Genomic DNA, 23,992 nt, shown 5'->3' with positions numbered 1-23,992 from the left:
CTACTTCAACCCCGCCGCAGCGTCGGTGTCCAGCAGCCACGTGGTGGATTCCGAGCCCTTTGCGCCGGCCGAGGGAATGTTCTCGGGGTCGGCGCCTGCCAGTGCGGCCGCGGCCGCTTCGGCCTTTGCCGCACCGCCGACCACCAACACCACGTGCCGAGTGCGGCGAACCGCCGACAGCGTGAGGGTCACTCGAACCGGCGGCGGCTTCGGCGAATTGGTCACGGCGACAACGAGTTCGTGCTGTTCGCGGACCGCGTCGGTGTGCGGGAACAGGGAATTTATGTGGCCCTCACCGCCCATGCCGAGCAGGTGGAGGTCGAACGCGCCGTGTTCGGCCAGATGGGCGTGCACCGCGGCGGAGTATTCGGCGGCGGCCTCGATGGGGTCGGGGTATTCGCCGTCGGAAGCCGCGACAGGGTGGACGCGGGCCGGATCGACCGGGACGTGATCGAGCAGGGCCTGGCGGGCCTGTAGGTCGTTGCGTTCGGGGTCGCCCGCGGGGACGAATCGTTCGTCGCCCCAGAACACGTCGAGCTTCGACCAGTCGATGGCGCCCGGCGACTTGTGTACCAGTTCCAGCAGCGCGATGCCGGTGCCGCCGCCGGTCAGCACCACCGATGCGGAACCACGCGCGGCCTGAGCCGATACCACGACGTCGACGAACCTGGTCGCCGCCGCGGTGACGAGCGCGTCGGTGTCGAGGTGGACTTCGACCGTCTCACTCATAGGTCACCTTCTCGATTCCGGCGAGCGCCTCCGCGTAGATCTCGTCGGCATCGAGCCGACGCAGTTCCTCGGCGAGGCAGTCACGGGTTTCCCTGCGAGCCAAGGCGATTCGCTGGACCGGGTCACCGGTTCTGGTAAGAGTCGCGGTGCGACCGGTCTGTGGCCGCGCGATGGCTATCGACACCGACGGGCGATGCACCTCCACCCGCAGCTCGCCGGTGCGCCGAAGCACGGGGCAGCCGAGTCGTTCGGCAAGCCAGCCCGCGAGCATGTCCAGCGCGGGTTCCTCGCGCAGCCCGGACACCGTCACCGATTCGACCGGCTCATAGGGCGGTTCGTCCATGGTCGCCGCGAGCAGGGCCCGCCAGTAGGTGATCCGGCTCCACGCCAGATCGGTATCGCCGGAGGCGTAGGAATCGCGCCGCCTCTTGATCGTGTCCTGCGGGTCGGGTGCGAAGGTGGCATCGGTGATACGGCGAGTTGCCAAGCGCCCCACCGAATCCTTGGAAGGGAAGTCCGGTGCGCCGCGCGGCCACCAGGCGACCACCGGTGTATCCGGAAGCAGGAACGGGATGACGACGCTGCTCTCGTGATTGATCAGCTCGCCCTGTAACCGCAGCACGATCACCTCGGCGGCGCCCGCGTCGCCGCCGACGCGGATCTGGGCGTCGAGGCGGGTCTCGGCCGCACGATCGCCTCGGGCCAAAACGACCACCCGGCAGGGGTGTTCGCGGCTCGCGTCGTTGGCGGCGTCGATGGCGCCTTCGGCCTCGGAGCTGTCCAACGTGCACACGACCAGGGTCAGCACCCGGCCCATGGTGATCACGCCGTTGCTTTCACGCAGCTGCACCAGGCGTTTGGTGACCTCGGAGGTGGTGGTTTCCGGCATGTCGACGATCATGGCCGCCGCCATTCGCGCCCGGTGCGTGCGAGCATCTCGTCGGCGGACTCGGGACCCCAGGTCCCCGCCTCGTACGGTTCCGGTTTGCCGTCCTCGGCCCACTGATCGAGCACCGGATCCAGGATGCGCCAGGACAATTCGACCTCCGCGTTGACGGGGAACAGCGACGGCACCCCGAGCAGTACATCGAGGATCAGGCGTTCGTAGGCCTCGGGGGAGGACTCGGTGAATGCCTCGCCATAGCTGAAATCCATATTGACGTCGCGCACTTCCATGCTCGACCCCGGCACCTTGGAGCCGAATCGGGTGGTGATGCCCTCGTCCGGCTGCACCCGGATGACCAGCGCGTTCTGTCCGAGTTCCTCGGTCATCGTCTGGTCGAACGGCAGATGCGGCGCGCGTTTGAACATCACCGCGATCTCGGTGACCCTGCGGCCCAATCGCTTTCCGGTGCGCAGATAGAACGGCACGCCGGCCCAGCGCCGGGTGTCGACCTCGAGGGTGATCGCGGCGTAGGTCTCGGTGCGCGACTGTGGGTCGAAACCCTCTTCGTCGAGCAGCCCGACCACATGCTCGCCGCCCTGCCAGCCCTCGGCGTACTGGCCGCGTGCGGTGGTCTCCTCCAGCGGCTCGACCAGCTTCGTCGCCGAGAGCACCTTGATCTTCTCGGCCTGCAACTGGTCGGGCTGGAAGCTGATCGGCTCCTCCATCGCGGTGAGCGCGAGCAGCTGAAGCAGATGGTTCTGGATCACGTCGCGGGCGGCGCCGATGCCGTCGTAATAGCCTGCGCGCCCGCCCAATCCGATGTCTTCGGCCATGGTGATCTGGACGTGGTCGACATAGTTGGCGTTCCAGATCGGGTCGTAGAGCTGGTTGGCGAAGCGCAGTGCCAGGATGTTCTGCACCGTCTCCTTGCCGAGGTAATGGTCGATCCGGAATACCGTCTCTTCCGGGAACACCGCGTTCACCAGCGTGTTGAGCTCCTGAGCGCTTTCCAGATCGTGCCCGAAGGGCTTCTCGATCACCACCCGCCGCCACGGCTTGCGGCCGTTGGCGTCGGTGGTGGCCGGTTTGGCCAGCGCGTGCTCGGAGAGGTGATCCAGCACGAGGGGGAACATATTCGGCGGGATCGCGAGGTAGAAGGCGTGATTGCCGCCGGTGCCCCGCTCGGCATCCAGTTTCGCGAGAGTGTCGGCGAGCGTGGCGAAGGCGGTGTCGTCGTCGAAGGTGCCCTGCACGAACCGGATGCCCTCGGCCAGGTGGTCCCAGACCTCCTGACGAAAGGGGGTGCGCGCGTGCGCTTTCACCGACTCGAGAACGACTGCGGCGAAGTCCTCGTCCGCGTAGTCGCGGCGGGCGAAGCCGACAAGCGCGAAGCCGGGAGGTAACAGTCCCCGGTTCGCGAGGTCATAGATGGCCGGCATCAGTTTCTTGCGCGACAGGTCACCGGTTACGCCGAAGATGACCATGCTGCATGGTCCCGCGATGCGGGGAATCCGCTTGTCCCGTTCGTCGCGGAGCGGGTTCTTCCATGCCGCTGCCGCCGCTTTTCCTGCCGCTGCTGTGCCGGCCATCCCGATCAGTTGCTTTCGGAAGTTGCCGCGGTCAACTCCTCGGCGGTGGCGGAAAGCAGCTCCGCCCAGGACTTCTCGAACTTGTCGACGCCTTCGCGCTCCAGCACCTCGAACACGTCACCGAGGTCGATGCCGACGGCGGCGAGCTTGTCGAAGACCGCCTTGGCGGCCGAGGCCGTCTCACTGAGGGTGTCGCCACGGACCTCGCCGTGGTCGGCAACCGCTTCGAGGGTCTTCTCCGGCAGCGTGTTCACCGTGTTCCTTCCCACCAGTTCGGTGACGTACATCGTGTCGGAGTACTCCGGGTTCTTCACACCGGTCGAGGCCCACAGCGGCCGCTGCCGATTCGCGCCTGCCGAGGCGGCCAGGTGAGCGTAGGTGGAGGTGTGCTTGCCGCCGTCGAACACGTCCTGGTATTCGGCGTAGGCGAGGCGGGCGTTGGCGATACCGGCCTTTCCGCGCAATTCCAGGGCCTCGGGCGTGCCGATCGCTTCGAGCCGTTTGTCGATCTCGGTGTCCACGCGTGAGACGAAGAACGAAGCGACCGAATGGATCTTGGCCGGGTCATGGCCTGCGACCTTGGCCTTGCCGACGCCATCGAGGTAAGCGCCCATCACCGCGCGGTAGCGCTGGACGGAGAAGATCAGTGTCACGTTGACGCTGATACCTTCCGCGATCACCGAAGCGATCGCGGGCAGGCCCGCTTCGGTGGCCGGGATCTTGATGAACAGATTGGGCCGGTCGACGATCTTCCACAGCTCGACGGCCTGCGCCGTGGTCTTTTCCGCGTCGAAAGCCAGTCGCGGGTCGACCTCGATGGAGACGCGACCGTCGACGCCACCGGATGCCACGAAGACATCGGCGAACACGTCACACGCGGCCCGCACGTCATCGGTGGTGATGGTGCGGATCGCGGCGTCCGCGTCCGCGCCCTGGGCGGCGAGTTCTTTCAGCTGGCCGTCGTAGGAGTGGCCTTGGCTGAGCGCACCCTGGAAGATCGTCGGGTTGGTGGTGACACCGACGACGCTGCGGGTGGCGATCAGCTCCGCCAGGTTGCCGGACTGGATCCGGTCCCTCGACAGATCGTCGAGCCATACCGAGACTCCGGCCGCAGAAAGAGCTGCGGTGTTTTCATTCTGTGCCATGAGCGCCTATCCCTTCACGTTCTCGAGTGTGCGCTGCGCGGCGGCAACGACGTTGTCGGTGGTGAAGCCGAACTCGCGGAACAGAGTCTTGTGGTCGGCCGAGGCGCCGAAGTGCTCGATCGATACGATCTCACCCGCGTCACCGGTGAACCGGTGCCACGGCATCGCGATACCGGCCTCGACGGCAACCCGAGCCTTGACCGCGGGCGGGAGCACCTCGTCCCGGTAAGCCTTGTCCTGTGCGTCGAACCACTCCACACACGGCATGGAGACCACGCGGGTTCCGATGCCCTGCGCCTCCAGCGTAGTGCGGGCCTCGACGGCGAGGTAAAGCTCCGAACCGGTGGCGATGATGATCACCTGCGGGGTCGCGGTGGAGGCCTCGGCAAGGATGTAACCGCCCTTACGGACACCCTCGTAGCTGGTGCCCTCCTGGATCGGCAGGTCCTGGCGGGTCAGCGCCAGCGCGGAAGGACCGTCCTGGTGCGGAAGATCCGACACCGAGAAGTGCGAGCTGTGCTCGCTGCTGTCGCGCTCCAGGATGGTGCGCCAGGCGTAGGTGGTCTCGTTGGCGTCACCGGGGCGGACCACGTTCAGGCCGGGGATGGCGCGCAGTGCGGCGAGGTGCTCGATCGGCTGGTGCGTCGGGCCGTCCTCGCCGAGGCCGATGGAGTCGTGGGTCCACACGTAGGTGACCGGCAGCCGCATCAGCGCGGCAAGGCGCACCGCGGGGCGCATGTAGTCGCTGAACACCAGGAAAGTGCCGCCGTAGGGGCGGGTCGGGCCGTGCAGCGCGATGCCGTTGAGAATCGAGCCCATCGCGTGCTCACGGACACCGAAGTGCAGCGTGCGACCGTAGGGGTTGGCCTTCCACATCCCGGTCGAGATCGACTCGGGGCCGAAGCTCGGTGTGTCGGGCATGGTGGTGTTGTTGGACTCGGCGAGGTCGGCCGAGCCGCCCCACAGTTCCGGGAGGATCGGCGCCAGCGCTGCGAGCACCTTGCCCGACGCCTTGCGGGTGGCCATGCCCTTCGGATCCGCCTCGTAGGTGGGCAGATTCGCGGTCCAGCCCTCCGGCAGCTTGCGCTCGGTGAGGCGGTCGAACAGTGCCTTGTTCCGCGGGTTGGCCTCGGCCCAGGCGTCGAACTGCTGCTGCCAGGCTTGGTGCGCCTGCTTGCCGCGCGCGATGACCTCGCGGGTGTGCGAAATGACCTCGGGGGCGACGTCGAAGCTCCGCTCGGGGTCGAAGCCGAGGATCTTCTTGGTGGCGGCCACTTCGTCGGCACCGAGCGCGGCACCGTGCGCTGCGCCGGTGTTCATCTTGGTGGGGGCCGGGTAACCGATGATGGTGCGCAGCACGATGATCGACGGTTTGCCGGTCTCGGCCTGGGCCGCGCTCAGCGCCGCCTCGATCGCGACGACATCCTCGCCACCCTCGACCACCTGGACGTGCCAGTCGTATGCCTCATAACGCTTGGCCACGTCTTCGGTGAACGCGATGGTGGTGTCGTCCTCGATGGAGATCTTGTTGTCGTCGTAGATCACCACGAGATTGCCGAGCTGCTGGGTGCCCGCGAGCGAGGACGCCTCGGAGGTGACGCCCTCCTCGAAGTCACCGTCGGAGGCGATCACGTACACGAAGTGATCGAACGGGCTCGAGCCCGGTGCTGCATCCGGATCGAACAGGCCGCGCTCGCGGCGCGAGGCCATTGCCATGCCGACCGCGGAGGCCAGACCCTGACCGAGCGGGCCGGTGGTGATCTCGACACCATCGGTGTGGCGGAACTCGGGGTGACCGGGGGTGAGCGAGCCCCACTTGCGCAGGTTCTTCAGATCTTCGAGCTCCAGACCGAAACCGGCCAGGTAGAGCTGGATGTACTGGGTGACGCTGGAGTGCCCGCAGGACAGCACGAACCGGTCCCTGCCCACCCAGCTCGGGTCGCTGGGGTCGATACGCATCGTGCGCTGGTAGAGGCTGTACGCCAGCGGCGCGAGGCTCATCGCGGTGCCGGGGTGACCGTTTCCGGCGTTTTGTACCGCGTCGGCAGCTAGCACCCGTACTGTGTCGACGGCCTTGGTGTCCAGATCCGTCCAGTCGTCCGGGTAGTTCGGCTGGGTGAGGGCGCGGATGTCGTCTGTGACTGACACGACCGAGGTTCTCCTGACATTGGTTTCGTCGACTGTGGTGGTTACTGGCGGCGATGACCCCGCGGCAGCGGCGAATGCGCACCGGTGTACCCCAACCACCCTAGATGTGCCCGGTGACCGGCTGGGCGGGAACCCGGCTTACAGGGTCCCGTGTCGTTCGTTCAGGGCCGTGCGGATGCCGTTTCGCGCCGTCGACCGGGCGGTTCAACGGCCGAGTACCGACCGGTCGCGGCGGGCTTTGCGCGCGGCCACGTGAGGGGGCGATGGCGAGAACGCCACCGGCGTGGGTCTACCATCCTCTGTAGTAGTAGCCGCACGGTGCACGTCGCGTGCTGCTCGTTCCATTGCCGGATGCGATGCACAGCGTGCGAGGAGAGACAGTGCGGATTGGGCAACAGCCGGGTGGCGACGGCGCGCACGGCTCCTCCCCGACGGCGCTGGCCGAGCGGTTCACGGGCGACGGTCTCGCGTCCCGAATGCTGCGGAAACCGCTGGCCTATATCGCGCTCACCAAGCCGCGCGTCATCGAATTGCTGCTCGTAGCGACCATTCCGACGATGCTGCTCGCCGACCGAGGCAACATCGATATCCGCCTCATCCTGGTGACACTGTTCGGTGGCTGGATGGGCGCGGCGAGTGCGAACACGTTGAACTGTGTGGCCGACGCCGATATCGACAAGGTGATGAAGCGGACCGCGAAGCGCCCGCTGGCCAGGGCCGCCGTGCCGACCTCGCACGCCTTCGTGTTCGGCGTTGTGCTCGGTATCGGGTCGTTCGCCTGGCTGTGGTGGCAGGCGAACTTGCTCAGCGGCGTGCTCGTTGTCGCGACCATCCTGTTCTACGTCTTCGTCTACACCCTCGGTCTCAAGCGCCGCACCTCGCAGAATGTGGTGTGGGGTGGCGCCGCGGGCTGCATGCCCGCCCTTGTCGGCTGGTCCGCGGCGACCGGAGGCATCGGCTGGCCAGCGATCGCACTGTTCGGCGTCATCTTCTTCTGGACGCCGCCGCACACCTGGGCGTTGGCTATGCGGTACAAGGAGGACTACCGCGCGGCCGGTGTGCCGATGTTGCCGGTGGTCGCGACCGAAGAGGTCGTCACCAAGCAGATCGTCATCTACACCTGGCTCACCGTGCTCACCACGCTCGCCCTCGCCCCCGCGACCGGCGTGATCTACACCGCTGTCGCGCTGGTGGCAGGAGCGTGGTTCCTGCTCATGGCCCACCAGCTGTACTCGGGTGTGCGGCGTGGCGAATCGGTGAAGCCGCTGCGGCTGTTCCTGCAGTCGAACAACTATCTGGCCGTGGTGTTCTGCGGTCTCGCGGTGGACTCGGTGCTCGGCTGGGACACCATCGGCAGCTTCTTCGGCTAGTTCCGGTAGCCGAAGAAGCTTGTGCCGTGACAGTCCGGGCTAGCGTTCGGCCGCGATGTGTTCGGCGATGTATCCGTCCGGCCGGACGCGGACAACAGTGCCCTCGCCCGCACCGTAGGCGGCGAAGGCGTGACCGTCGACATCCACCACATGATGTCCGCTCGTCGTATCGTCCGGGCGAACCACGGTGTACTCCCGAACGCTGGACGATGCTGACTGCCCGCTACTCGTGCCGAAGGCCAGCAATGTCGAGTGCGGTCCACGGAACAGGTCGAACAGCCGAATCGGACGCCCTGCCGCATCTTTGAGTGGGGCGTCGGGTGCGCGATCGCCCGCGACGAGCGTGCCCTCGGTGGCGGTATCGCGATAGCTGATGTCCAACTGGCGCGTCTCCTCGCCCCGATGCATGGCGTTCTCGTCGCCGTCGACCAGCTTGTCCAGCAGGTCGGTACTGATGCCGAGCACTCGGGCGGCGACGGTCCTGCGCTCGGCTTCGTAGCTGTCCAACAGTGACTCGTCGCCGCTCAGCGCGGCGGCCAGTTTCCATCCGAGGTTGTAGGCATCTTGGATTCCGGTGTTCATGCCCTGTCCGCCGGTGGGCGGATGCACGTGCGCGGCATCGCCCGCCAGGAACACTCGCCCCTCGCGGAAGCGCCGCGCCAGACGGATATTCGGCCGCCACACCGTGGACCAGGTGAGCTCGCTCATGATGAGGTCCTCGCGTCCGGAGTACCGGTCGACGAACTCCTGCAGGAACTCCAGAGTCGGCTCGGCATCGGCCGCCAGCGGTGCCGCGCACTGGAAATGGCGCCCACCGGGCAAGGGGGACAGGGCGATTCCCTCCATCGGCCGCTGTGCCGAAGCGGCGAACCAGTAGCCGAACTCGTGATCGAGTGCATCGGCCCGCGCGTCGGCGAGCAGCATTCGAATCGATTCGTCGGTGCTGCCCTCGAACGGGATACCGAGTGCTTTGCGCACGGTGCTGCGGCCACCGTCGGCGCCGACCAGATATGCGGCGCGGACGGATTCGCGGTGACCGTCGTGCGTCAGTGTCGCGGTCACGCCCGTCTGATCGTGATCGAATGCCGTCAGCGCAGTGCGCAGTTCGACGTGAACGCCGAACTGCGCCAGCCGGTCTCGCAGTAGTTCCTCGGTCCTGGACTGTCCGAGTATCCATGGGTTCGGGTAGGGGGTCGCGGGCGTCGGCGCCGTCGGCTCGCTCATCCGGCGTTCGCCGACGAACTGCCCGCCGAAGTACGCGCGCATCACCGGTAGTGGTGATCCGGCCGCGAGTACGGCGTCGAGCACGCCGAGATCGTCGAAAACCTCCAGTGTGCGGGGCTGGATGCCATCGCCGCGCGAACCGTTGAAAAACTCATCGGCCTGCTCGACGATGCGCACCGCGATGTTTCGACGGGCCAGATCGAGGGCGAGGGTGAGGCCGGTGGGTCCGGCGCCTGCGATGAGTACCTGGGTCTGCACGAGGTGTCCTTACTGAATTAGAATTCACTGAATGTCTGTTCAGTATTGGAGTTGGTACCTTTCGCTGTCAAGGAGGTGATGTCGGTGTCGACAAGTCGCCGAGAGAAGTCCGCGGAAACCGAACAGGCGCTCAAGGCCGCCGCGCTGCGGGTTTTCGCCGAACGTGGCTACCTGAACGCGAAGATCTCCGACATCACCACCGCGGCGGGTCGCGCGGCCGGGTCGTTCTACAACCACTTCGCGAGCAAGGAAGAGCTACTCCAGTCGTTGCTGAAAGACATGGCCGACGCCGGGGACATGCGGGCGGAGGGGCCGGACCACAATCCGGACTTCAGTGACCCGGACGGCGTGCGCTATCACGTTGCCGGTTATTGGAATTTCGCCACCGAGCACGCGCCGGTACTGCGTGCGATCGGCCAAGCCGCGATAGTCAACGAGGACTTCGCGCGGATGATCGGCCATTTCGGTGTGGAGCAGCGCGCGGACGTCGCCGACCATGTCGACGGGTTCGCCGACAAGGGTTTGCGGCTGCCGAGCACGACCGATGCGAGTCTTGCGATGATGTTCCTGGTGATGCAGGGATTGCTGCTCGCGGTCGAGGACGGCACCGTCGCGCTGACCGACGAGCAGGCCGTCGAAGGGTTGACCAGGTTCATCTACCGAGGTCTCACCGGGCGCGACTACTGAATCTCGCGTCGCGGCGGCGTCCGCCGTTCCACCGGTAGTGCCAACCTGGTCCGGCGGCGTCGAAGATTGCTTGCAGCCGCGGCATCGAGGTGGCAGTGTCGGCGCTACGGATTTCGTCGAGGGGGGCCATGGGGATTCGCGCGGGGATCGTTGCGGTAGCGGCACTGGTGGCCCTGACCGGATCGGCGGGGACGAATGCCGCTGCCGAGTCCGGTGGCGCGGATCGGGCCGCTCTGCAACAGGCGATGAACGATTTCGTCGCGGCGGGCGTTACCGGAGTTCAACTGCGAGTGCACGATCAGTCGGGTGAATGGGCCGGTAGTGCCGGCATTGCGGAAATCGGTCGCCAGGAAGGCGTTCCGGTAGATGGGCGGTTCCGGGCCGGGAGCATCACGAAGACCTTCATCGCGACGGTGCTGTTGCAGCTCGTGGGTGAGGGCAAGGTTGGTCTCGACGATTCGGTAGGCCGATATCTGCCGCAATTCGGGTTGGATCAGCGCATTACCGTGCGAATGATCTTGCAGCACACCAGTGGGCTGCGTAGTCACAGCACCAGCGCGGATCCCGCGGACGCGTCCGACCCGGTGCTGGTCGACAGCGTGGACCGGACCTACCTCCCTGACGAAATCGTGCGATTCGTTGTGGCCCAACCACTGAAGTTCGACCCGGGCGCGGGTTGGTCGTACTCCAATACCAACTATGTCCTCGCGGGTTTGCTGATCGAAAAACTCACCGGGACGCCCTACGCATGGCAGGTCAACCTCCGCATCGTGCTGCCGCTCGGATTGTGGCGCACCGAGATGCCGGGAACGAGGACGGAGATTCTCGGACCGCATGGGCACGGATACGTGCACTACACCGAAGGTGGTGAAACCAAGCGCACCGACGCCACAAGGCAGAACCCCTCCTGGGCTGGAGCGTCCGGTGAAATAATCTCCACCACACAGGATTTGGCGGCGTTCGCCACGGCGCTCGTGGGTGGCAGGCTGTTGTCGCCCGCGTTGATGAGCGAGATGCGCGATATTCGCCGACCGGGTCCGAACGTCGGGTACGGACTCGGACTGCTCGAATACGACTTTCCCGGCGAGTGCGTCACCGTGGGGCACAACGGCCGCATGCCCGGCTATTCGTCGGAAATGCTCACCACTCCCGATGGCCGCGCCGGTGTGGTGATATCCGTAACCGAGGGCACGTTCGCGGCGATGAGCACCGAGTTCCAGATCGCTGTGCTCCGGCTCGCGGGCATGGCACTCTGCGGTCTCACCGGCCCGCTGTTCCCGGCCGGTGCGACCAACGGGCGCTGAACTCGGTCAGGGCAGCAGCACGATCGAGCCTGTGGTCTTGCGGCCCTCGAGATCGCGATGTGCCTGAGCGGCTTCGGCAAGCGGATAGGTCGCACCGATCCGAACATGCAGCGAACCGTCGGCGACGGCGGAAAGGATATCGCCTGCGCGCCACAGTAATTCGGCGCGATCGCGGGTGTAGTGGACCAGCGTCGGGCGGGTGACGAACACCGAGCCCGCGGGACCGAGCCGCTGCAGATCGAAGGGCGGTACCGGCCCGCTCGCGCCGCCGAACAGCGCGAGCATGCCCCGGATGCGCAACGAGGCAAGACTGGCTTCGAAGGTCGCCGCGCCGACGCCGTCGTACGCGGCGGCGACACCGACACCGTCGGTGAGCGCGCGCACCTGGTCGGCGAGATCGTCGCTGTAGCGCAGCACCTCCGCAGCGCCCGCTTCCCTCGACAGCTTTTCCTTGGCATCGGAGGACACCGTGGTGATGACTCGAACCCCACGGTTGGTCGCGAGCTGGGTGAGCAGTAGGCCGACACCACCCGCGCCCGCGTGCACAAGTACGGTCTCGCCGGGTTCGGGCTTGTAGATCGATTCGATCAGGTAGTGCGCTGTCATACCCTGTAGCAGGGCCGAGGCCGCGACCGGCGGGTCCACCCCATCGGGTACCGCGACCGCGACCGCCGCGTTTACCGCGACACGTTGGGCGTAACTACCCGGCGCGGCCGCCCAGGCGACCCTATCCCCGACGGCGAACTCGGTCACATCGGCACCGACCTCGGCTACGACTCCGGTGCCCTCCCCGCCCGGAATATAGGGCACTGCCTGCGGGTACCGCCCCGTGCGGATGTAGGTGTCGATGAAATTTATCCCGATAGCCTCGGTGTCGACCAGGAGCTGGCCTGGGCCGATCTGTGGGTCCGGCACCTCGGTCAGTTGCAGGACCTCGGGACCGCCGTGCTCGGAAACCTGTATCGCGCGCATGAGATCCGTTCTACACCCACAGACTCTGGACCTGAACATACCGGTCAGTAAACTAACTCCCATGAGTGCTCATGTCACCCCTGTCCCAGTGAAGCTGTCGGGTTCCCTGGTGGACTCCGTCAAGGGGTTCGTCGCCGAGCATGGCGGCTCCGCAACCGCCGTCCTCCAGCCGATCGGTCGCATGGGCGTCCGCGTCACCCTCGTAGGCTCCGACGGCATCCTCGGTGACCGGGTCGTATCCGACCTCGGTACCGCCAAGGACCTGATCGCCACGGTCGACGGCCTCACCGAGGCCGACGAATGGAACCGCGAGCTGACCTCCATCGTTACGCCGCGCAAAGGCCACTGGGCCAAGATGGCAGGCTGGGTCGCCCACCAAACCCGTTTCCCCAAGGCCCGCAACGATTCCTGATCCGCCGCCGCGGAGACATAGCTATGCCGCCGATGTGGTCTGCTGCTCCCCGCCCGGGATACTGACCAGATGGGAGCATTCAGCGTCTGGCACATCCTCATCCTGCTCGTCGTCCTGGCCGTAATCGCAGTGATCGTCAAGGTCAGATCGAGCTCCGGATCCGGACATCAGTCGCCGAGCGCGATCGCACCCGGCTGGTACCCCGATCATGTGAACCCGGCGTTTGTCCGCTGGTTCGACGGACATCAGTGGACCGACCAAACCCAGCCACGTCAGTAGCTCCGGCCATGAATCCTGAAGCGTACGTGTTGTTTACGCGTCGGATCGGGCGATGGCCGTCGGCCGGTTCCCTCACTCTGTGCTGGCGTGGCCAGCTGCCGCATAGGAGATGTCGAGGACGGATCGGGCGAACTCGGCAGGGTGGGCAAGAGGTAGGTAGTGGCCTGCTCGCGGCGTGACGAGCAGTCGGCCGTTCGTACTCGCGGCCAGGAATTGGCGTTCGTCGGCGCGGAAGTGGTCGCGACTGCCGTTGATCAACCACAGGGGACCGGGGTAGGCGGCGAGGTTGGTGAGCGGGTCGAATCGGTCGCTCGCTCGGACCACATCCGGGATGACCTCGGTGGCGATCCCTCCGCGTTTGATCGCCGTAGCCACCTGCGGTGGAAGCATTGCGTCGAAAATGCGGCCACTGGCTCGCTCGCCGCCATCGGATTGCCTGGACAACACGCGGTGGATCAGCGTGAACGGAGTCGTCATGCGCCGACTGGGCAGGCTGCTCGCTCCTGCGACGACAAGCCCGACCGCACGCTCCGGATGCCGGGCCGCCGCGGCGATACTCACATATCCGCCGAGCGAATGCCCGACCACCAGGGCGCGCCCACCCACCTCGTCCACCCCTTCGGCGACCGCATCGATCGCGGCGGCCAAGGTGAACCGTTCGCCGCGCCGCGCACCGTGGCCGGGTAGATCGACAGCCGCCGACGGGTGCTCGCCGAGCTGCTCACGCACCACCGACCATGACGCACCGCTGAGTCGAATGCCGTGCACGAACACCAAAGGAAGACTCATCCCAAGCTCCGATCTGCAACGCAACGTTGCGTTGTGTTCCAACGTACATCCCGGGCCTACACAACGCAACGTTGCGTTGTATTATCGGGCGGGTGACCGAACGCGCAGAACGTGCCAAGGCAGGGCCGAGGCAAGCCTCGGCGATCTTCGCCGCGACCCTCGATCTACTGGTCGAACAGGGCTATGAGGGCCTGGCGATGGAGTCCATCGCCAGCCGTTCCGGCGTCAACAAGACGACCATCTACCGATGGTGGCCCTCGAAAGACGCGGTGTTGGCCGCGGCACTGGTCAAGTCCGATCTGCTGGCTTTCGCTATGCCGGATACCGGCAGCCTGCGCGGCGATCTCCTGGCGTTGATGCGAGAGATCACCCAACTGCTCACCGGAGCAAACACCGCGCCGATCGTTGCCACCGTTCTCGCCGCCGCACCCCGCAGGCCGGAACTGGCGGCCGTCGCGCATACCTTCTTCGTCGAACGGCTCACCCGTGAGCAGCCGATGTTCGAGCGCGCGATAGGGCGCGGCGAACTGCCGCTCTCGGTGGATCCGGCCATGATCATGGACCTGCTCGCCGGCGCCATCTGGTTCCGAATCCTGCTGCGCAATGAGCCGCTGACTCCGGACTACCTCAATGGCGCAGTCGATCTCGTATTGCAGGGGACCGCTGGTCGGATTCCACGGGAGTAACGATGTGTGGGCGGATCGCTGCCGTTCAGGGTGCAGGCTCGAACCAGGTCGGTCCATCCGACAGCGCGTGTGCGATACGCAGAAGTTCGTGCTCGGGCAGTTCCGGCAACGCGTCGACGTCGAACCACGCGATTTCCAGCGATTCTTCGTCATTGACGCGCGCAGCGCCGCCGACAGCTCGGCACCGGATCGTGATGTCCATGAACTGGCAGATGTCGCCGTTCGGATAGGTGTGCGGCGGCATTGCCCGGACCATCACGATGCGCTCGGCGACACACCGAACGGCAGTCTCCTCGTACACTTCCCGAACCGCGCATGCCGCGGGCTGCTCGCCGGGATCCGGCATCCCCGCGATGATCGCCCACTTGCCGCTGTCGGCGCGACGGCCCAGCAGTAGCTTGCCCCGGTCATCGAAGACAACAGCGCCTACTCCCGGCAACCAGAGCAGTTGATTGCCCGCGTCGGCCCGGATGGTGTGGATGAAGTCAGGGGTTGCCATGCACCGACAGTAAACGGGCGTTGTGTCCGCAGTGGATTGGCGATCTACCGCCGATCTACCCCACGCTGATCGAGAACGGCGGAGGGCATCCCGTCGGCGGTGTAGTCAACTGCGTCGAATTGGGCGGCGGCGACACTTGCCGGTCATGCTGCCGCGTTATCAGTAGGCCGGTGTGGGGCAGTGGCGGGGTCGCGTGCTTAGACTGTCGATCGAGAAGGAAGGATGGCTTATGAAGCGAAATCTGAACTGCCCCTGCGGAGAAACCATCGTCGGGTCCGACGAAGACGATCTTGTGGAGAAGACCAAAGCCCACTTGGCCGCGAACCATCCGGGGCATGACTACTCACGGGATGAGATCTTGTTCATCGCCTACTGATCCGGTAGCGATCTCTGGCGTCGACCTTGTCAGGTGGGGTCGGCCTGGTCGCTCGGGTACACGTGCACAGGCACGTCATCGGCCCATGGCTGGCGAGTCACCATGTCCGCGACGTTCACGAATCCGCGCTCGAACTCGCCGGTGGCGGCATCGACCAGGCGGTATTGCTGTGTCTGCCGGTGGATCGGCTGGGCGTCGAGCAGAACTACGCGTACTTCGCCGGGTTCGAAATGGCAGCGTTGCTGCATCGCGGCGATGAGTTGTTCGTTGTGCATGTGGCCATCGCCGAAGTTCCAGCCGACCGCGGTGCTGCAGATGCGCTCTCCGTCGGTGATGGTGTACTCGTCCTCGCGGCCGGTGGGCATGGCTCGGTGCACGAGGGTGAACAGCGCGCGACCATGCGTATTCATGGCGCGGAAGGCGTATCCCATGAACATCGGAATCTGTGCTCGGTCCTTTCCGTAGAACCGTTCCAGCTGTGCCTGCGGCATGCTTGCGATCGCGACGATGCCGCTGCCGATCTTCTCCGCGGCCGAGGGTTTGATGCACCACATCGTCGTATCCCAATTACCCGCGTAGTACCGCATGCCGGGTAGGAACGAGATCTTGCGTGGGAACAGGTTTCCGGCGACCACGATGCTCGCGATCACCACGAACAGCAGCGCTACCGGCGCTGGGTGGTGGAGACTGCCGAGCCCGAGATCGGCGTGCGCGACGAACAACACCAGCACACCGAAGATCATGAAGACGTTCCACTCCAATGGCACGCCCATGGGAACGGCCGTCAGGATCGTCAGGTGGAAGCCCACCATCACAAGCGCCGCAATCGCGGTCGCCATGCCGCCGTGCGAGAACAACAGCACCAATGGAACACACATTTCGACGGCTGTACCGCCGTGGGCGAAGATGCGGGACAAGCGGCCCGGTCGCAGATCATCGGGGAAGTTCTCGAAGAACTTGCGCTTGAGCGACTTTCGTCGAAATACCGGGCTATTGGACATCATCGTGGACACCACGAACGGGAAATGCTTGTTCAGCTTCGATGTCGCCGCGCCCATCCAGATCACCACGAAAACCACCTTCGCGGCGACAATCATGTCGGCGCCCGCGAACAGAAAAGTGACTGCCAGCGTCGCATAGACCTCGCCGCGCGCGGCAAGGAATATCACTTTGTCGCGCAATCCCAGTATCGCGAGCAGGCCGAGGATCACCGCGATCTGCCACACCGGCAGCAACCCCGTCGCGGTGTCCAACTCCGATATCGAATCGGTGCCGTCGGAGAGCAACGCGATCGATGTCATCACCAGCAGTGCCGCATACAGCGCGATATCCACCGCCGTCCGGCCGGTTCCCTTGGTCAGCGGAACATACCTGGGCCACGGTGGCAGCCGAATGGTCTTGGGTCGCAGCCAATACAGGATCGAGCCCAGCGGTGGGAAGAACCTGTTGTTCAGCGGACCGAACCCGCAGCCGAGTCCGACCACCTCGAACAGCAACGTGTACAGCACGGCCTTCTGGAAGATGATCGGCTCCGACCACCAATCACCGACGCTCGCGAATCCGTCGATACCCTTGGTGGACAGCATGATCAGCCAGCCGCCGAGGATATACAGACAGACCTTGCCGACGTAGAACAGATGCAGCGCCACCGGCGTCCCGAAACCCACCTCGGCCCAATGCCTGGCCATAGGGCGGATTCGCTCGCTACGAGTGCCCTTGCTCCATTCCGCCATATCGACCACGGGTAGGTCGGGTTCGAGAAACCCCATCACGCACTCTCCGATTCACCGCCACCGAGGCCGGGCGAATCGGGACCGCGATGTCCTTCGATACGTTGGCAGGTCGGACATTTGCTGTCAATCAGCACGTGTGGTCTCAGGACCATGGTCGGTGGGCTCGCCACGGCGGACCACGACGACGCCGGTGAGGATCAGCACGCCGCCGAGGAGTTGGATGGCACGGGGTGCCTCGCCGAGGAGGGTCCACGCGAAGGTCAGTGCGGCCAAGACTTCGAAGAGGGCGACGAAGGAGGCCAGGCGGGAGCCGAGCATGCGGGTGGCGGCGATGCCGGAGACGTAGGCGAGGGCTGCGGTCACTGTGCCGAGGGCCAGCACCGGCGGCCACCACGACAAGGTGAAGTTCTGGAAGACAACGGCATTCGTGGTGGCGTGCAGGGGAACGATGCCGATCGCGCCCGCTACCAGTAGGGCGAGTCCGCCGACGAGGAGCCCGCCTGCGGCAAGTACGGTGCCGGGCAACGTGCCATCACCGTGGGCGGAGAGTACGAAATAGGCGGCGGCACCGATCATGGCGGCCAGGGCCCACGCGATGCCGACCCAGCTGGTGTCCAGACCGGAGTGCAGGTCGATGACGAGGACAAGGCCGGTGGTCCCGAGCAGAGCGCCCGCGACGGTCGCCGCGCCGGGGCGTTGGCGATGGCGTAGCCACAGCCAGCTCACCACGGCGATCGGGGCGGTGTATTCGATCAGCAGCGCCACCCCTACTTCCATGTGCGCGACGGCGTTGAAGTACGCCAACTGGGTGCCTGCGACGGCGACCAGCCCGTAGGCGGTGATAAGGGATGCGTCGCGGCGCAATAGATGCCAGTCGCCACGTAACTGCACTGCCGCGATCGGCGCGAGTACGGCGGCGGCCACGAGCACTCGGACGGCAACCACGGACGCGGAGCTCCAGCCGGCGTTCATCAAACCGCGTGCCAGCGGACCGGAAAGCCCGAACGACGATGCGGACACCACCGCGCAGATCAGTCCGGACCTCAGTCGCCGCCGTACCGCAATGTCATGAGTCATCGTCGCCATGAGTGATGACGTTAAGATCGGGTTGGTAATATGTCAACATGACTTTTGCTCATGACACCGAGGCGGCATTGGTTGCCGCGGTGGAGCTGGTGAATTCGGCGGAGGAGCCGGATACATTGACCGAGGCAGCTCAACTCGATGAGTTTTTCCGCAAGCACGTCTACACCGGAGCGCACACCGGCGACGCCGTGGAGCTCATGGCGGTGCGTGCGCTGCGCGCGCCGCTACGCCGGATGCTCACCAGTGAACGCGGCACGGCAGTGCGGCTGGTGAACGAGACATTGGTGAAATATCGAGCCGTGCCGCAACTCGTCAAGCACGGCGAGGTCGACTACCACATCCATGCGGTGTCCGCGGCGGCTCCCCTTCCTGTCCGGATCGCCGTCGAGACCGCGATGGCGATGATCGACCTGATCCGCTCCGACGAGATGAGTCGGCTGTCGACCTGCGCGGACAGTACCTGCGATGGCCTCGTTCTCGACCTCTCGCGCAACAGGTCGCGCCGCTACTGCAGCACCGCGTGCGGAAACCGCAACGCCGTCGCCGCCTACCGTGCCAGGAAGAAATAACAGGGAATCAATTTCGCCGAACCGCCCTCGGTCGATACTTGAATGATTCATACTTCGGAATGTGTCCACGATTCCGGAATTCGAGCGCATGCTGCGTGGTGCCGCGCTGCGTGTGACCGCACCGCGGATAGCGGTGCTCACCGCGGTGCACAACCAACCCCACTCCGACACGGACACGATCCTCGGTCGCGTGCGCGAGAGCCTCGGTGCGGTGTCCCATCAGGCCGTGTATGACGTCCTGCGTGCACTGACTGCCGCGGGCCTGCTCCGGCGTATCCAGCCGATGGGCGCCGTTGCCCGCTACGAGACGCGCGTCGGGGACAACCACCATCACCTCGTGTGCCGGTCGTGCGGCGTCATCAACGACGTCGACTGCGCGGTCGGCGAGGCACCCTGCCTGACGGCGGCGGACGACAACGGTTTCGTTCTCGACGAGGCCGAGGTCATCTACTGGGGTCTTTGCGCCGACTGCTCGGCACCGCACACGGCCTCGGCACACCCATAATCCCCCGTAATCACAGCCCGATTCACTCACTCCCGAAAGGAATTGCCGTGTCTGAAGAACACCCGCCCATCGGAGAGGCGAACACGGAACCCGCTGAAAGCGGCTGCCCCGTGACCGGTCGCCTCAAGTATCCGACCGAGGGAGGAGGCAACCGTGACTGGTGGCCAAACCAGCTCAATCTGAAGATTTTGCAGAAGAACCCCGCCGTGGCCAACCCGATGGGCGAGGACTTCGACTACGCCGCGGAGTTCAAGACCCTCGATCTGGCCGCGGTGAAGCAGGACATCGAGGGCGTGATGACGACCTCGCAGGAGTGGTGGCCCGCCGACTACGGCCACTACGGACCGTTCTTCATTCGGATGGCCTGGCATGCCGCGGGCACCTACCGCGTCAACGACGGCCGCGGCGGTGCCGGTGCGGGCATGCAGCGGTTCGCGCCGCTCAACAGCTGGCCCGACAACGCGAGCCTCGACAAGGCGCGCCGACTGCTGTGGCCGGTCAAACAGAAGTACGGCAAGAAGCTCTCGTGGGCCGACCTGATCGTCTACGCGGGCAATGTCGCACTGGAGTCGATGGGCTTCGAAACCTTCGGCTTCGGCGGCGGTCGCGTCGACCAGTGGGAGCCCGAGGAAGACGTCTACTGGGGTCCTGAGCACACGTGGCTCGGCGATGAACGCTACACCGGCAACCGGGAGCTCGAGAGGCCCCTCGGTGCGGTCCAAATGGGTCTGATCTACGTGAACCCGGAGGGGCCAAACGGCAATCCGGATCCACTCGCCGCAGCCACCGACATCCGTGAGACGTTCCTGCGCATGGCAATGAACGACATCGAGACAGCAGCGCTCATCGTCGGCGGCCACACCTTCGGCAAGACTCACGGCGCCGGTGATGCCGAGCTCGTCGGCCCCGAGCCCGAGGCCGCCCCGCTCGAGCAGCAGGGCCTCGGCTGGAAGAGCTCCTTCGGTACCGGCGTCGGCAAGGACGCGATCACCAGCGGCCTCGAGGGTGCCTGGACGCCTACCCCTCGGACCTGGGACAACACCTTCGTCGAGACCCTGTACGGCTACGAGTGGGAGAAGACCAAGAGCCCCGCGGGCGCTTGGCAGTGGATCCCCAAGGACGGCGGCGGCGCGGGCACCGTGCCCGACGCCCACGACTCGTCGAAGACCCACACCCCCGTCATGCTGACAACGGACCTCTCGCTGCGGATCGACCCCGTCTACGAGCAGATCACCCGTCGCTGGCTCGACCATCCCGAGGAACTCGCGCAGGAGTTCGCCAAGGCTTGGTACAAGCTGACCCACCGCGACATGGGCCCTGTCGCCCGCTACCTCGGCCCGCTGGTTCCACAAGAAACGCTGCTGTGGCAGGACCCTGTCCCCGCGGCGACCGGCGAACTCATCGGCGCGGCCGACATCGCCGCCCTCAAGAGCCAGATCCTGTCGTCGGGTCTGACTGTCTCGCAGCTTGTTTCGACCGCGTGGGCGGCGGCGTCGTCGTTCCGTGGTAGCGATAAGCGTGGCGGTGCCAACGGTGGGCGTATTCGCCTGCAGCCGCAGAGCGGCTGGGAGGTCAACAACCCTGACGAGCTCGCACAGGTGGTGCGCACCCTGGAGGGAATCCAGGAATCCTTCAACGCCTCCCAGACCGGGAACACGAGAGTCTCGTTCGCCGATCTCGTTGTGCTCGGCGGATCAGCGGCGGTCGAGCAGGCCGCCAAGAACGCCGGGCGCGACGTCGAGGTGCCATTCACGCCGGGACGCACGGACGCCACGCAGGAGCAGACCGATGTGGAGTCCTTCTCCGCACTCGAGCCGAACGCCGACGGCTTCCGCAACTACCTCGGGAAGGGCAGCAGGCTCCCCGCCGAGTACCTGCTGATCGACAAGGCCAACCTGCTGACCCTCAGCGCTCCCGAAATGACGGTTCTTGTCGGTGGCCTGCGCGTACTCGGCGCGAACCACCAGCAGTCGCCGCTCGGCGTCTTCACCTCGAACCCCGAGTCGTTGACCAACGACTTCTTCGTGAACCTGCTCGACATGGGCACGGAGTGGGAGCCGACCTCGGGCGACGCGGAAACCTTCGAGGGCAAGGATCGCACCACCGGTGGCGCGACTTGGACCGGCAGCCGCGTCGACCTGGTCTTCGGATCGAACTCGCAGCTGCGCGCCCTCGCCGAGGTCTACGCGACCGACGATGCGAAGCAGAAGTTCGTCGACGACTTCGTCGCCGCATGGAACAAGGTGATGAACCTCGACCGGTTCGACCTCGCCTGATCCCGGTGCGATGTCCGTCCCACAGGTCGGTCATCGCACTCTCGCACGGCACCCCGCGAACTGACGCAGTTCGCGGGGTACCGTGCGTACGCCGCTGTTCGTGATGACGATTACCGCGGCTACTTGTCCGCGATGAGTTTTCCGGCCACGCCGTAGCCGTCGGCGGGATACTCCTCGAACCAGACGTGCACCGTCTCGGCTGGGATTTGGTAGGCGTCGACGAAAGCGTCGGCGATCTTGGCGACCAGCGCTCGCTTGAGTTCCGGAGTCTTGGGAAGCTGTTGAATGGTGACGTTGGGCATGATCCACTCCTGGGTGTCGACAGGGGCTTCCCGGCTTTCCGAACCGCTCACCTGCACATATGAAGTAAATCGTGTTCGCTGATACCGAACCAGGCGCAGTCGAAACCGGCAGTGATCACGATTCGTGATCGTGATCGCCACAGGCTTTCAGCAGCAGCTTCAGTTGTTCGGTGGGAGCTTCCTGCCTCGTTGCCAGGAAGGTTGTCATCGCCAGCTCGGCCGGTTCGCCGAACGGCAGGAAGGCGACGCGGGCGGTACGCAGTCGAGCGGCATGGGAGGCGTAGACAAGGGTCCAGCTCGGTGGACCTGTGCCGATTGCGGCCAGGGTGTTTTCCAGGTTCACCGAGTTCGGGCCGGGCAGTGGTTCGACGCCCGCACTGTGGCAGGCGCCGATAATCAGATCGATCAGCGCGGGATTGTTCCGTCGCTGTGTCAGCCGCAGCGGCAGGGTCGCCAGGTCGGTCAGTGCCACCGTCTCGGCGTGGGCCAAGGGATGTTGCGCAGGCAGCGCCGCCAGCAGTGGATCACGCCAGATGGGGATCAGTCGCACGCCCGGTAGCTGCGGCAACCCGGCCGGGTCGGGTCCGCCACGCAGAAATGCGGCATCGAGCTCACCCGCCGCCACTTGTTCCAGCCTGGTGCGTGTCGGCGCGGAGACGAGGTCGACCGCCAGATCGGGGGCAAGTGCGATCAACTCGTCGAGCACCCGCTCCAGATGAGCGCCGAGCCCGGCGCTGGTGCCGATGCGCAGCGTCGCGGTGCGCGTGGCGGCATGCCCGGCGATCGTGGCGCGCGCTCGATCTACCGCGGCGAGCACCGCCTCGGCTTCGGGGAGGAAACACTCCCCGGCGTCGGTCAGCCGTACATGTCGCGGCGATCGGTCGAGGAGATCGGTGCCGAGTTCGCGTTCGAGCCGACGAATCTGCTGGCTTATCGCCGGCTGTCCGATGTGCAACCGCTCGGCGGCTCGCCCGAAGTGCAGGTCCTGGGCGACCGCGACAAAGTATTCGAGCTGGCGCAGTTCCATAGCCGCACGATACCGACACCGGCGAACCTGGTCGCTGCCCGCGCCCGCACGACGCCGCGCCCGGTCAATAGTCGCCGTGGACAAGGTTTTTCGGCGACTCTCCCGCCGCGAAACGGGCGATCTCCGCCGCGGCGACGGCGTAGGCGCGTTCGACGCTACCTCGGCTGCTACCCGCGACGTGCGGTGTCAGTAGCAGGCCCGGAGCCGTCCACAGCGGATGGTCGGGCGGCAGCGGTTCAGGATCGGTGACATCCAATGCGGCCCGCAGCCGCCCCGACCTGAGCTCGGAGAGCAGCGCTTCGGTATCCACGACGGGACCGCGCGCCACATTCACGAGTATCGCGCCATCGGCCATCCGAGCGAGGAACTTCGCGTCCACCATCCCGATGGTCTTGTCGGTCACCGGAACCATCAAGACGACGACATCGAATTCGCCGAGCAGTTCCGGCAATTCATCGACCCCGTGCACGCCGTCGCGGGCATTCGTCCCGACCAGCGTCAGCGTCGCGTCGAACGGTTCCAGCTTGCGCCGCAGCTCGACGCCGAGATCGCCCGCACCGACTCCGAGGATCCGTTTGCCCGCCAAGGTGTCGGTCTGATGCTGATTCCAGCGGTGCGCACGCCCCGCGTCGGCGAACCCGCCGAATTCGCGGTAGGTCGCAAGCAATGCCCCGAGGACCCATTCAGCGACGCTGGCCCCGTGCGCGCCACGCGCATTCGACAGCATCACACCGTCCGGCAGTTTCCCGATCCAGCCCTCGGCCCCCGCGGTGAGCATCTGCACCAGTCGCAGTTTCGGGAGACCGGCGAGATCGATCGAATCCGGCCGGGTGAGGAACGCGGGGATCAGAACCTCGGCCCGGTCGGCACCGGATGGCAGCGGGCCACCCGGCTCGAAGCGCAGCGGGCGAACGCCATCGACCGCGGCGAGCACGCCGACTCCGTAAGCATCTGAAACGAGGACAGTGACCGGCATGCTCCCCACACTAACCGTGGGAGTGCTGCTCGACAGGCAGATGCCCAGGCCGAGCTCGCCGAGGGGTTTTCCTCGCCCGCGGCTCGTCGAGCGCGACTAGTCGGTGTGGAGGTGGTCCGCGCCGGCGGCAGCGTATTCGTCCAGCAACGCGTGGGTTTCGTTGGT

At 65.8% G+C, this 23,992-nt stretch carries 24 protein-coding genes; 10 read left to right on the top strand and 14 right to left on the bottom strand.

Annotation, left to right across the window (positions count from 1 at the left end; all coding sequences use genetic code 11):
* Genes pgl through tkt form a run of 5 tightly spaced genes read right to left on the bottom strand, consistent with a single transcriptional unit; the run spans window position 1 to window position 6,497 of the window.
* Window positions 1-729 (bottom strand): 6-phosphogluconolactonase, encoded by a 729-nt coding sequence (gene pgl / locus ACLMAJ_RS21200; protein WP_412015513.1) that lies wholly within the window; start codon window positions 727-729, stop codon window positions 1-3.
* Window positions 722-1,630, bottom strand: a complete 909-nt coding sequence (gene opcA / locus ACLMAJ_RS21195; RefSeq protein WP_412015512.1) for a glucose-6-phosphate dehydrogenase assembly protein OpcA — start codon at window positions 1,628-1,630, stop codon at window positions 722-724. Before opcA ends, pgl begins: the two co-directional genes overlap by 8 nt.
* The gene (gene zwf / locus ACLMAJ_RS21190; protein WP_412015511.1) at window positions 1,627-3,204 is read right to left on the bottom strand and encodes a glucose-6-phosphate dehydrogenase; all 1,578 of its coding nucleotides are present in this window, start codon (window positions 3,202-3,204) and stop codon (window positions 1,627-1,629) included. Before zwf ends, opcA begins: the two co-directional genes overlap by 4 nt.
* A gap of 5 nt (window positions 3,205-3,209) precedes the next feature.
* Window positions 3,210-4,349 carry a transaldolase gene (tal, locus tag ACLMAJ_RS21185; RefSeq protein WP_412015510.1) on the bottom strand — a complete coding sequence of 380 codons (1,140 nt, stop codon included), beginning with the start codon at window positions 4,347-4,349 and terminating at the stop codon, window positions 3,210-3,212.
* Between the two features lie 6 nt (window positions 4,350-4,355).
* Complete coding sequence (tkt, locus tag ACLMAJ_RS21180; protein WP_412015509.1) at window positions 4,356-6,497, bottom strand: transketolase; 2,142 nt, start codon at window positions 6,495-6,497, stop codon at window positions 4,356-4,358.
* 380 nt (window positions 6,498-6,877) lie between these two features.
* Here tkt and ACLMAJ_RS21175 point away from each other — a divergent pair, with 380 nt between their 5' ends.
* Window positions 6,878-7,867: a heme o synthase gene (locus ACLMAJ_RS21175; protein ID WP_412015508.1), complete on the top strand. Its 990-nt coding sequence runs from the start codon at window positions 6,878-6,880 to the stop codon at window positions 7,865-7,867.
* Between the two features lie 39 nt (window positions 7,868-7,906).
* Here ACLMAJ_RS21175 and ACLMAJ_RS21170 read toward each other — a convergent pair whose 3' ends face one another.
* Window positions 7,907-9,349 carry an FAD-dependent monooxygenase gene (locus tag ACLMAJ_RS21170; protein WP_412015507.1) on the bottom strand — a complete coding sequence of 481 codons (1,443 nt, stop codon included), beginning with the start codon at window positions 9,347-9,349 and terminating at the stop codon, window positions 7,907-7,909.
* 84 nt (window positions 9,350-9,433) lie between these two features.
* On the opposite strand from ACLMAJ_RS21170, the gene ACLMAJ_RS21165 reads away from it, so the two are divergent.
* Entirely contained in the window at window positions 9,434-10,036 is a 603-nt protein-coding gene (locus ACLMAJ_RS21165) for a TetR/AcrR family transcriptional regulator (RefSeq protein WP_412015506.1), read from the top strand.
* Window positions 10,037-10,164: 128 nt separating this feature from the next.
* A complete protein-coding gene (locus ACLMAJ_RS21160) occupies window positions 10,165-11,340 on the top strand; it encodes a serine hydrolase domain-containing protein (RefSeq protein ID WP_412015505.1) in 1,176 nt (391 codons plus the stop codon).
* Between the two features lie 6 nt (window positions 11,341-11,346).
* Here ACLMAJ_RS21160 and ACLMAJ_RS21155 read toward each other — a convergent pair whose 3' ends face one another.
* Complete coding sequence (locus ACLMAJ_RS21155) at window positions 11,347-12,312, bottom strand: quinone oxidoreductase family protein (RefSeq protein ID WP_412015504.1); 966 nt, start codon at window positions 12,310-12,312, stop codon at window positions 11,347-11,349.
* A gap of 61 nt (window positions 12,313-12,373) precedes the next feature.
* On the opposite strand from ACLMAJ_RS21155, the gene ACLMAJ_RS21150 reads away from it, so the two are divergent.
* Complete coding sequence (locus ACLMAJ_RS21150; protein WP_412015503.1) at window positions 12,374-12,724, top strand: hypothetical protein; 351 nt, start codon at window positions 12,374-12,376, stop codon at window positions 12,722-12,724.
* Window positions 12,725-12,793: 69 nt separating this feature from the next.
* Window positions 12,794-13,003 (top strand): DUF2510 domain-containing protein, encoded by a 210-nt coding sequence (locus ACLMAJ_RS21145; RefSeq protein WP_412015502.1) that lies wholly within the window; start codon window positions 12,794-12,796, stop codon window positions 13,001-13,003.
* A gap of 72 nt (window positions 13,004-13,075) precedes the next feature.
* On the opposite strand, the gene ACLMAJ_RS21140 is transcribed toward ACLMAJ_RS21145, so the two are convergent.
* Complete coding sequence (locus ACLMAJ_RS21140) at window positions 13,076-13,792, bottom strand: alpha/beta fold hydrolase (protein WP_412015501.1); 717 nt, start codon at window positions 13,790-13,792, stop codon at window positions 13,076-13,078.
* Window positions 13,793-13,884: 92 nt separating this feature from the next.
* On the opposite strand from ACLMAJ_RS21140, the gene ACLMAJ_RS21135 reads away from it, so the two are divergent.
* Window positions 13,885-14,478 carry a TetR/AcrR family transcriptional regulator gene (locus ACLMAJ_RS21135; RefSeq protein WP_412015500.1) on the top strand — a complete coding sequence of 198 codons (594 nt, stop codon included), beginning with the start codon at window positions 13,885-13,887 and terminating at the stop codon, window positions 14,476-14,478.
* Window positions 14,479-14,503: 25 nt separating this feature from the next.
* On the opposite strand, the gene ACLMAJ_RS21130 is transcribed toward ACLMAJ_RS21135, so the two are convergent.
* Window positions 14,504-14,977, bottom strand: a complete 474-nt coding sequence (locus ACLMAJ_RS21130) for an NUDIX hydrolase (RefSeq protein ID WP_412015499.1) — start codon at window positions 14,975-14,977, stop codon at window positions 14,504-14,506.
* A gap of 229 nt (window positions 14,978-15,206) precedes the next feature.
* Between ACLMAJ_RS21130 and ACLMAJ_RS21125 the strand changes: the two genes are divergently transcribed.
* Window positions 15,207-15,353: a DUF1059 domain-containing protein gene (locus ACLMAJ_RS21125; protein ID WP_412015498.1), complete on the top strand. Its 147-nt coding sequence runs from the start codon at window positions 15,207-15,209 to the stop codon at window positions 15,351-15,353.
* 29 nt (window positions 15,354-15,382) lie between these two features.
* On the opposite strand, the gene ACLMAJ_RS21120 is transcribed toward ACLMAJ_RS21125, so the two are convergent.
* Window positions 15,383-17,122 carry a DUF3556 domain-containing protein gene (locus ACLMAJ_RS21120; protein WP_412015497.1) on the bottom strand — a complete coding sequence of 580 codons (1,740 nt, stop codon included), beginning with the start codon at window positions 17,120-17,122 and terminating at the stop codon, window positions 15,383-15,385.
* Between the two features lie 87 nt (window positions 17,123-17,209).
* Entirely contained in the window at window positions 17,210-18,172 is a 963-nt protein-coding gene (locus ACLMAJ_RS21115) for an EamA family transporter (protein ID WP_412015496.1), read from the bottom strand.
* Between the two features lie 38 nt (window positions 18,173-18,210).
* Here ACLMAJ_RS21115 and ACLMAJ_RS21110 point away from each other — a divergent pair, with 38 nt between their 5' ends.
* From ACLMAJ_RS21110 to katG, 3 genes are all read left to right on the top strand, one after another.
* Complete coding sequence (locus tag ACLMAJ_RS21110) at window positions 18,211-18,741, top strand: CGNR zinc finger domain-containing protein (protein ID WP_412015495.1); 531 nt, start codon at window positions 18,211-18,213, stop codon at window positions 18,739-18,741.
* 61 nt (window positions 18,742-18,802) lie between these two features.
* Complete coding sequence (locus ACLMAJ_RS21105) at window positions 18,803-19,246, top strand: Fur family transcriptional regulator (protein ID WP_412015494.1); 444 nt, start codon at window positions 18,803-18,805, stop codon at window positions 19,244-19,246.
* A gap of 47 nt (window positions 19,247-19,293) precedes the next feature.
* Window positions 19,294-21,522, top strand: coding sequence for a catalase/peroxidase HPI (gene katG / locus ACLMAJ_RS21100; protein WP_412015493.1), 2,229 nt, complete (start codon window positions 19,294-19,296; stop codon window positions 21,520-21,522).
* Between the two features lie 119 nt (window positions 21,523-21,641).
* On the opposite strand, the gene ACLMAJ_RS21095 is transcribed toward katG, so the two are convergent.
* The 3 genes from ACLMAJ_RS21095 to ACLMAJ_RS21085 form a co-directional block, all read right to left on the bottom strand.
* Window positions 21,642-21,875 carry a tautomerase family protein gene (locus tag ACLMAJ_RS21095; RefSeq protein WP_412015492.1) on the bottom strand — a complete coding sequence of 78 codons (234 nt, stop codon included), beginning with the start codon at window positions 21,873-21,875 and terminating at the stop codon, window positions 21,642-21,644.
* A gap of 64 nt (window positions 21,876-21,939) precedes the next feature.
* The gene (locus ACLMAJ_RS21090; RefSeq protein ID WP_412015491.1) at window positions 21,940-22,851 is read right to left on the bottom strand and encodes a LysR family transcriptional regulator; all 912 of its coding nucleotides are present in this window, start codon (window positions 22,849-22,851) and stop codon (window positions 21,940-21,942) included.
* 64 nt (window positions 22,852-22,915) lie between these two features.
* Window positions 22,916-23,827, bottom strand: a complete 912-nt coding sequence (locus tag ACLMAJ_RS21085) for a 2-hydroxyacid dehydrogenase (RefSeq protein WP_412015490.1) — start codon at window positions 23,825-23,827, stop codon at window positions 22,916-22,918.
* Between the last annotated feature and the right edge of the window lie 165 nt (window positions 23,828-23,992).

It is taken from the genome of Nocardia arseniciresistens, from assembly GCF_046764875.1.
In the GTDB taxonomy this organism is placed as follows: domain Bacteria; phylum Actinomycetota; class Actinomycetes; order Mycobacteriales; family Mycobacteriaceae; genus Nocardia; species Nocardia arseniciresistens.
Note: the sequence above shows the minus strand (reverse complement) of the source record. Positions and strands in the feature narration are given on the sequence as shown.

What these genes read in the sequence shown, in the direction of transcription:
- pgl (WP_412015513.1), bottom strand. Translation starts at nt 729, where the DNA reads ATGAGTGAGACGGTCGAAGTCCACCTCGACACCGACGCGCTCGTCACC.
- opcA (WP_412015512.1), bottom strand. Translation starts at nt 1,630, where the DNA reads ATGATCGTCGACATGCCGGAAACCACCACCTCCGAGGTCACCAAACGC.
- zwf (WP_412015511.1), bottom strand. Translation starts at nt 3,204, where the DNA reads ATGGCCGGCACAGCAGCGGCAGGAAAAGCGGCGGCAGCGGCATGGAAG.
- tal (WP_412015510.1), bottom strand. Translation starts at nt 4,349, where the DNA reads ATGGCACAGAATGAAAACACCGCAGCTCTTTCTGCGGCCGGAGTCTCG.
- ACLMAJ_RS21160 (WP_412015505.1), top strand. Translation starts at nt 10,165, where the DNA reads ATGGGGATTCGCGCGGGGATCGTTGCGGTAGCGGCACTGGTGGCCCTG.
- ACLMAJ_RS21155 (WP_412015504.1), bottom strand. Translation starts at nt 12,312, where the DNA reads ATGCGCGCGATACAGGTTTCCGAGCACGGCGGTCCCGAGGTCCTGCAA.
- ACLMAJ_RS21150 (WP_412015503.1), top strand. Translation starts at nt 12,374, where the DNA reads ATGAGTGCTCATGTCACCCCTGTCCCAGTGAAGCTGTCGGGTTCCCTG.
- ACLMAJ_RS21145 (WP_412015502.1), top strand. Translation starts at nt 12,794, where the DNA reads ATGGGAGCATTCAGCGTCTGGCACATCCTCATCCTGCTCGTCGTCCTG.
- ACLMAJ_RS21140 (WP_412015501.1), bottom strand. Translation starts at nt 13,792, where the DNA reads ATGAGTCTTCCTTTGGTGTTCGTGCACGGCATTCGACTCAGCGGTGCG.
- ACLMAJ_RS21130 (WP_412015499.1), bottom strand. Translation starts at nt 14,977, where the DNA reads ATGGCAACCCCTGACTTCATCCACACCATCCGGGCCGACGCGGGCAAT.
- ACLMAJ_RS21125 (WP_412015498.1), top strand. Translation starts at nt 15,207, where the DNA reads ATGAAGCGAAATCTGAACTGCCCCTGCGGAGAAACCATCGTCGGGTCC.
- ACLMAJ_RS21120 (WP_412015497.1), bottom strand. Translation starts at nt 17,122, where the DNA reads ATGGGGTTTCTCGAACCCGACCTACCCGTGGTCGATATGGCGGAATGG.
- ACLMAJ_RS21115 (WP_412015496.1), bottom strand. Translation starts at nt 18,172, where the DNA reads ATGGCGACGATGACTCATGACATTGCGGTACGGCGGCGACTGAGGTCC.
- ACLMAJ_RS21110 (WP_412015495.1), top strand. Translation starts at nt 18,211, where the DNA reads ATGACTTTTGCTCATGACACCGAGGCGGCATTGGTTGCCGCGGTGGAG.
- ACLMAJ_RS21090 (WP_412015491.1), bottom strand. Translation starts at nt 22,851, where the DNA reads ATGGAACTGCGCCAGCTCGAATACTTTGTCGCGGTCGCCCAGGACCTG.
- ACLMAJ_RS21085 (WP_412015490.1), bottom strand. Translation starts at nt 23,827, where the DNA reads ATGCCGGTCACTGTCCTCGTTTCAGATGCTTACGGAGTCGGCGTGCTC.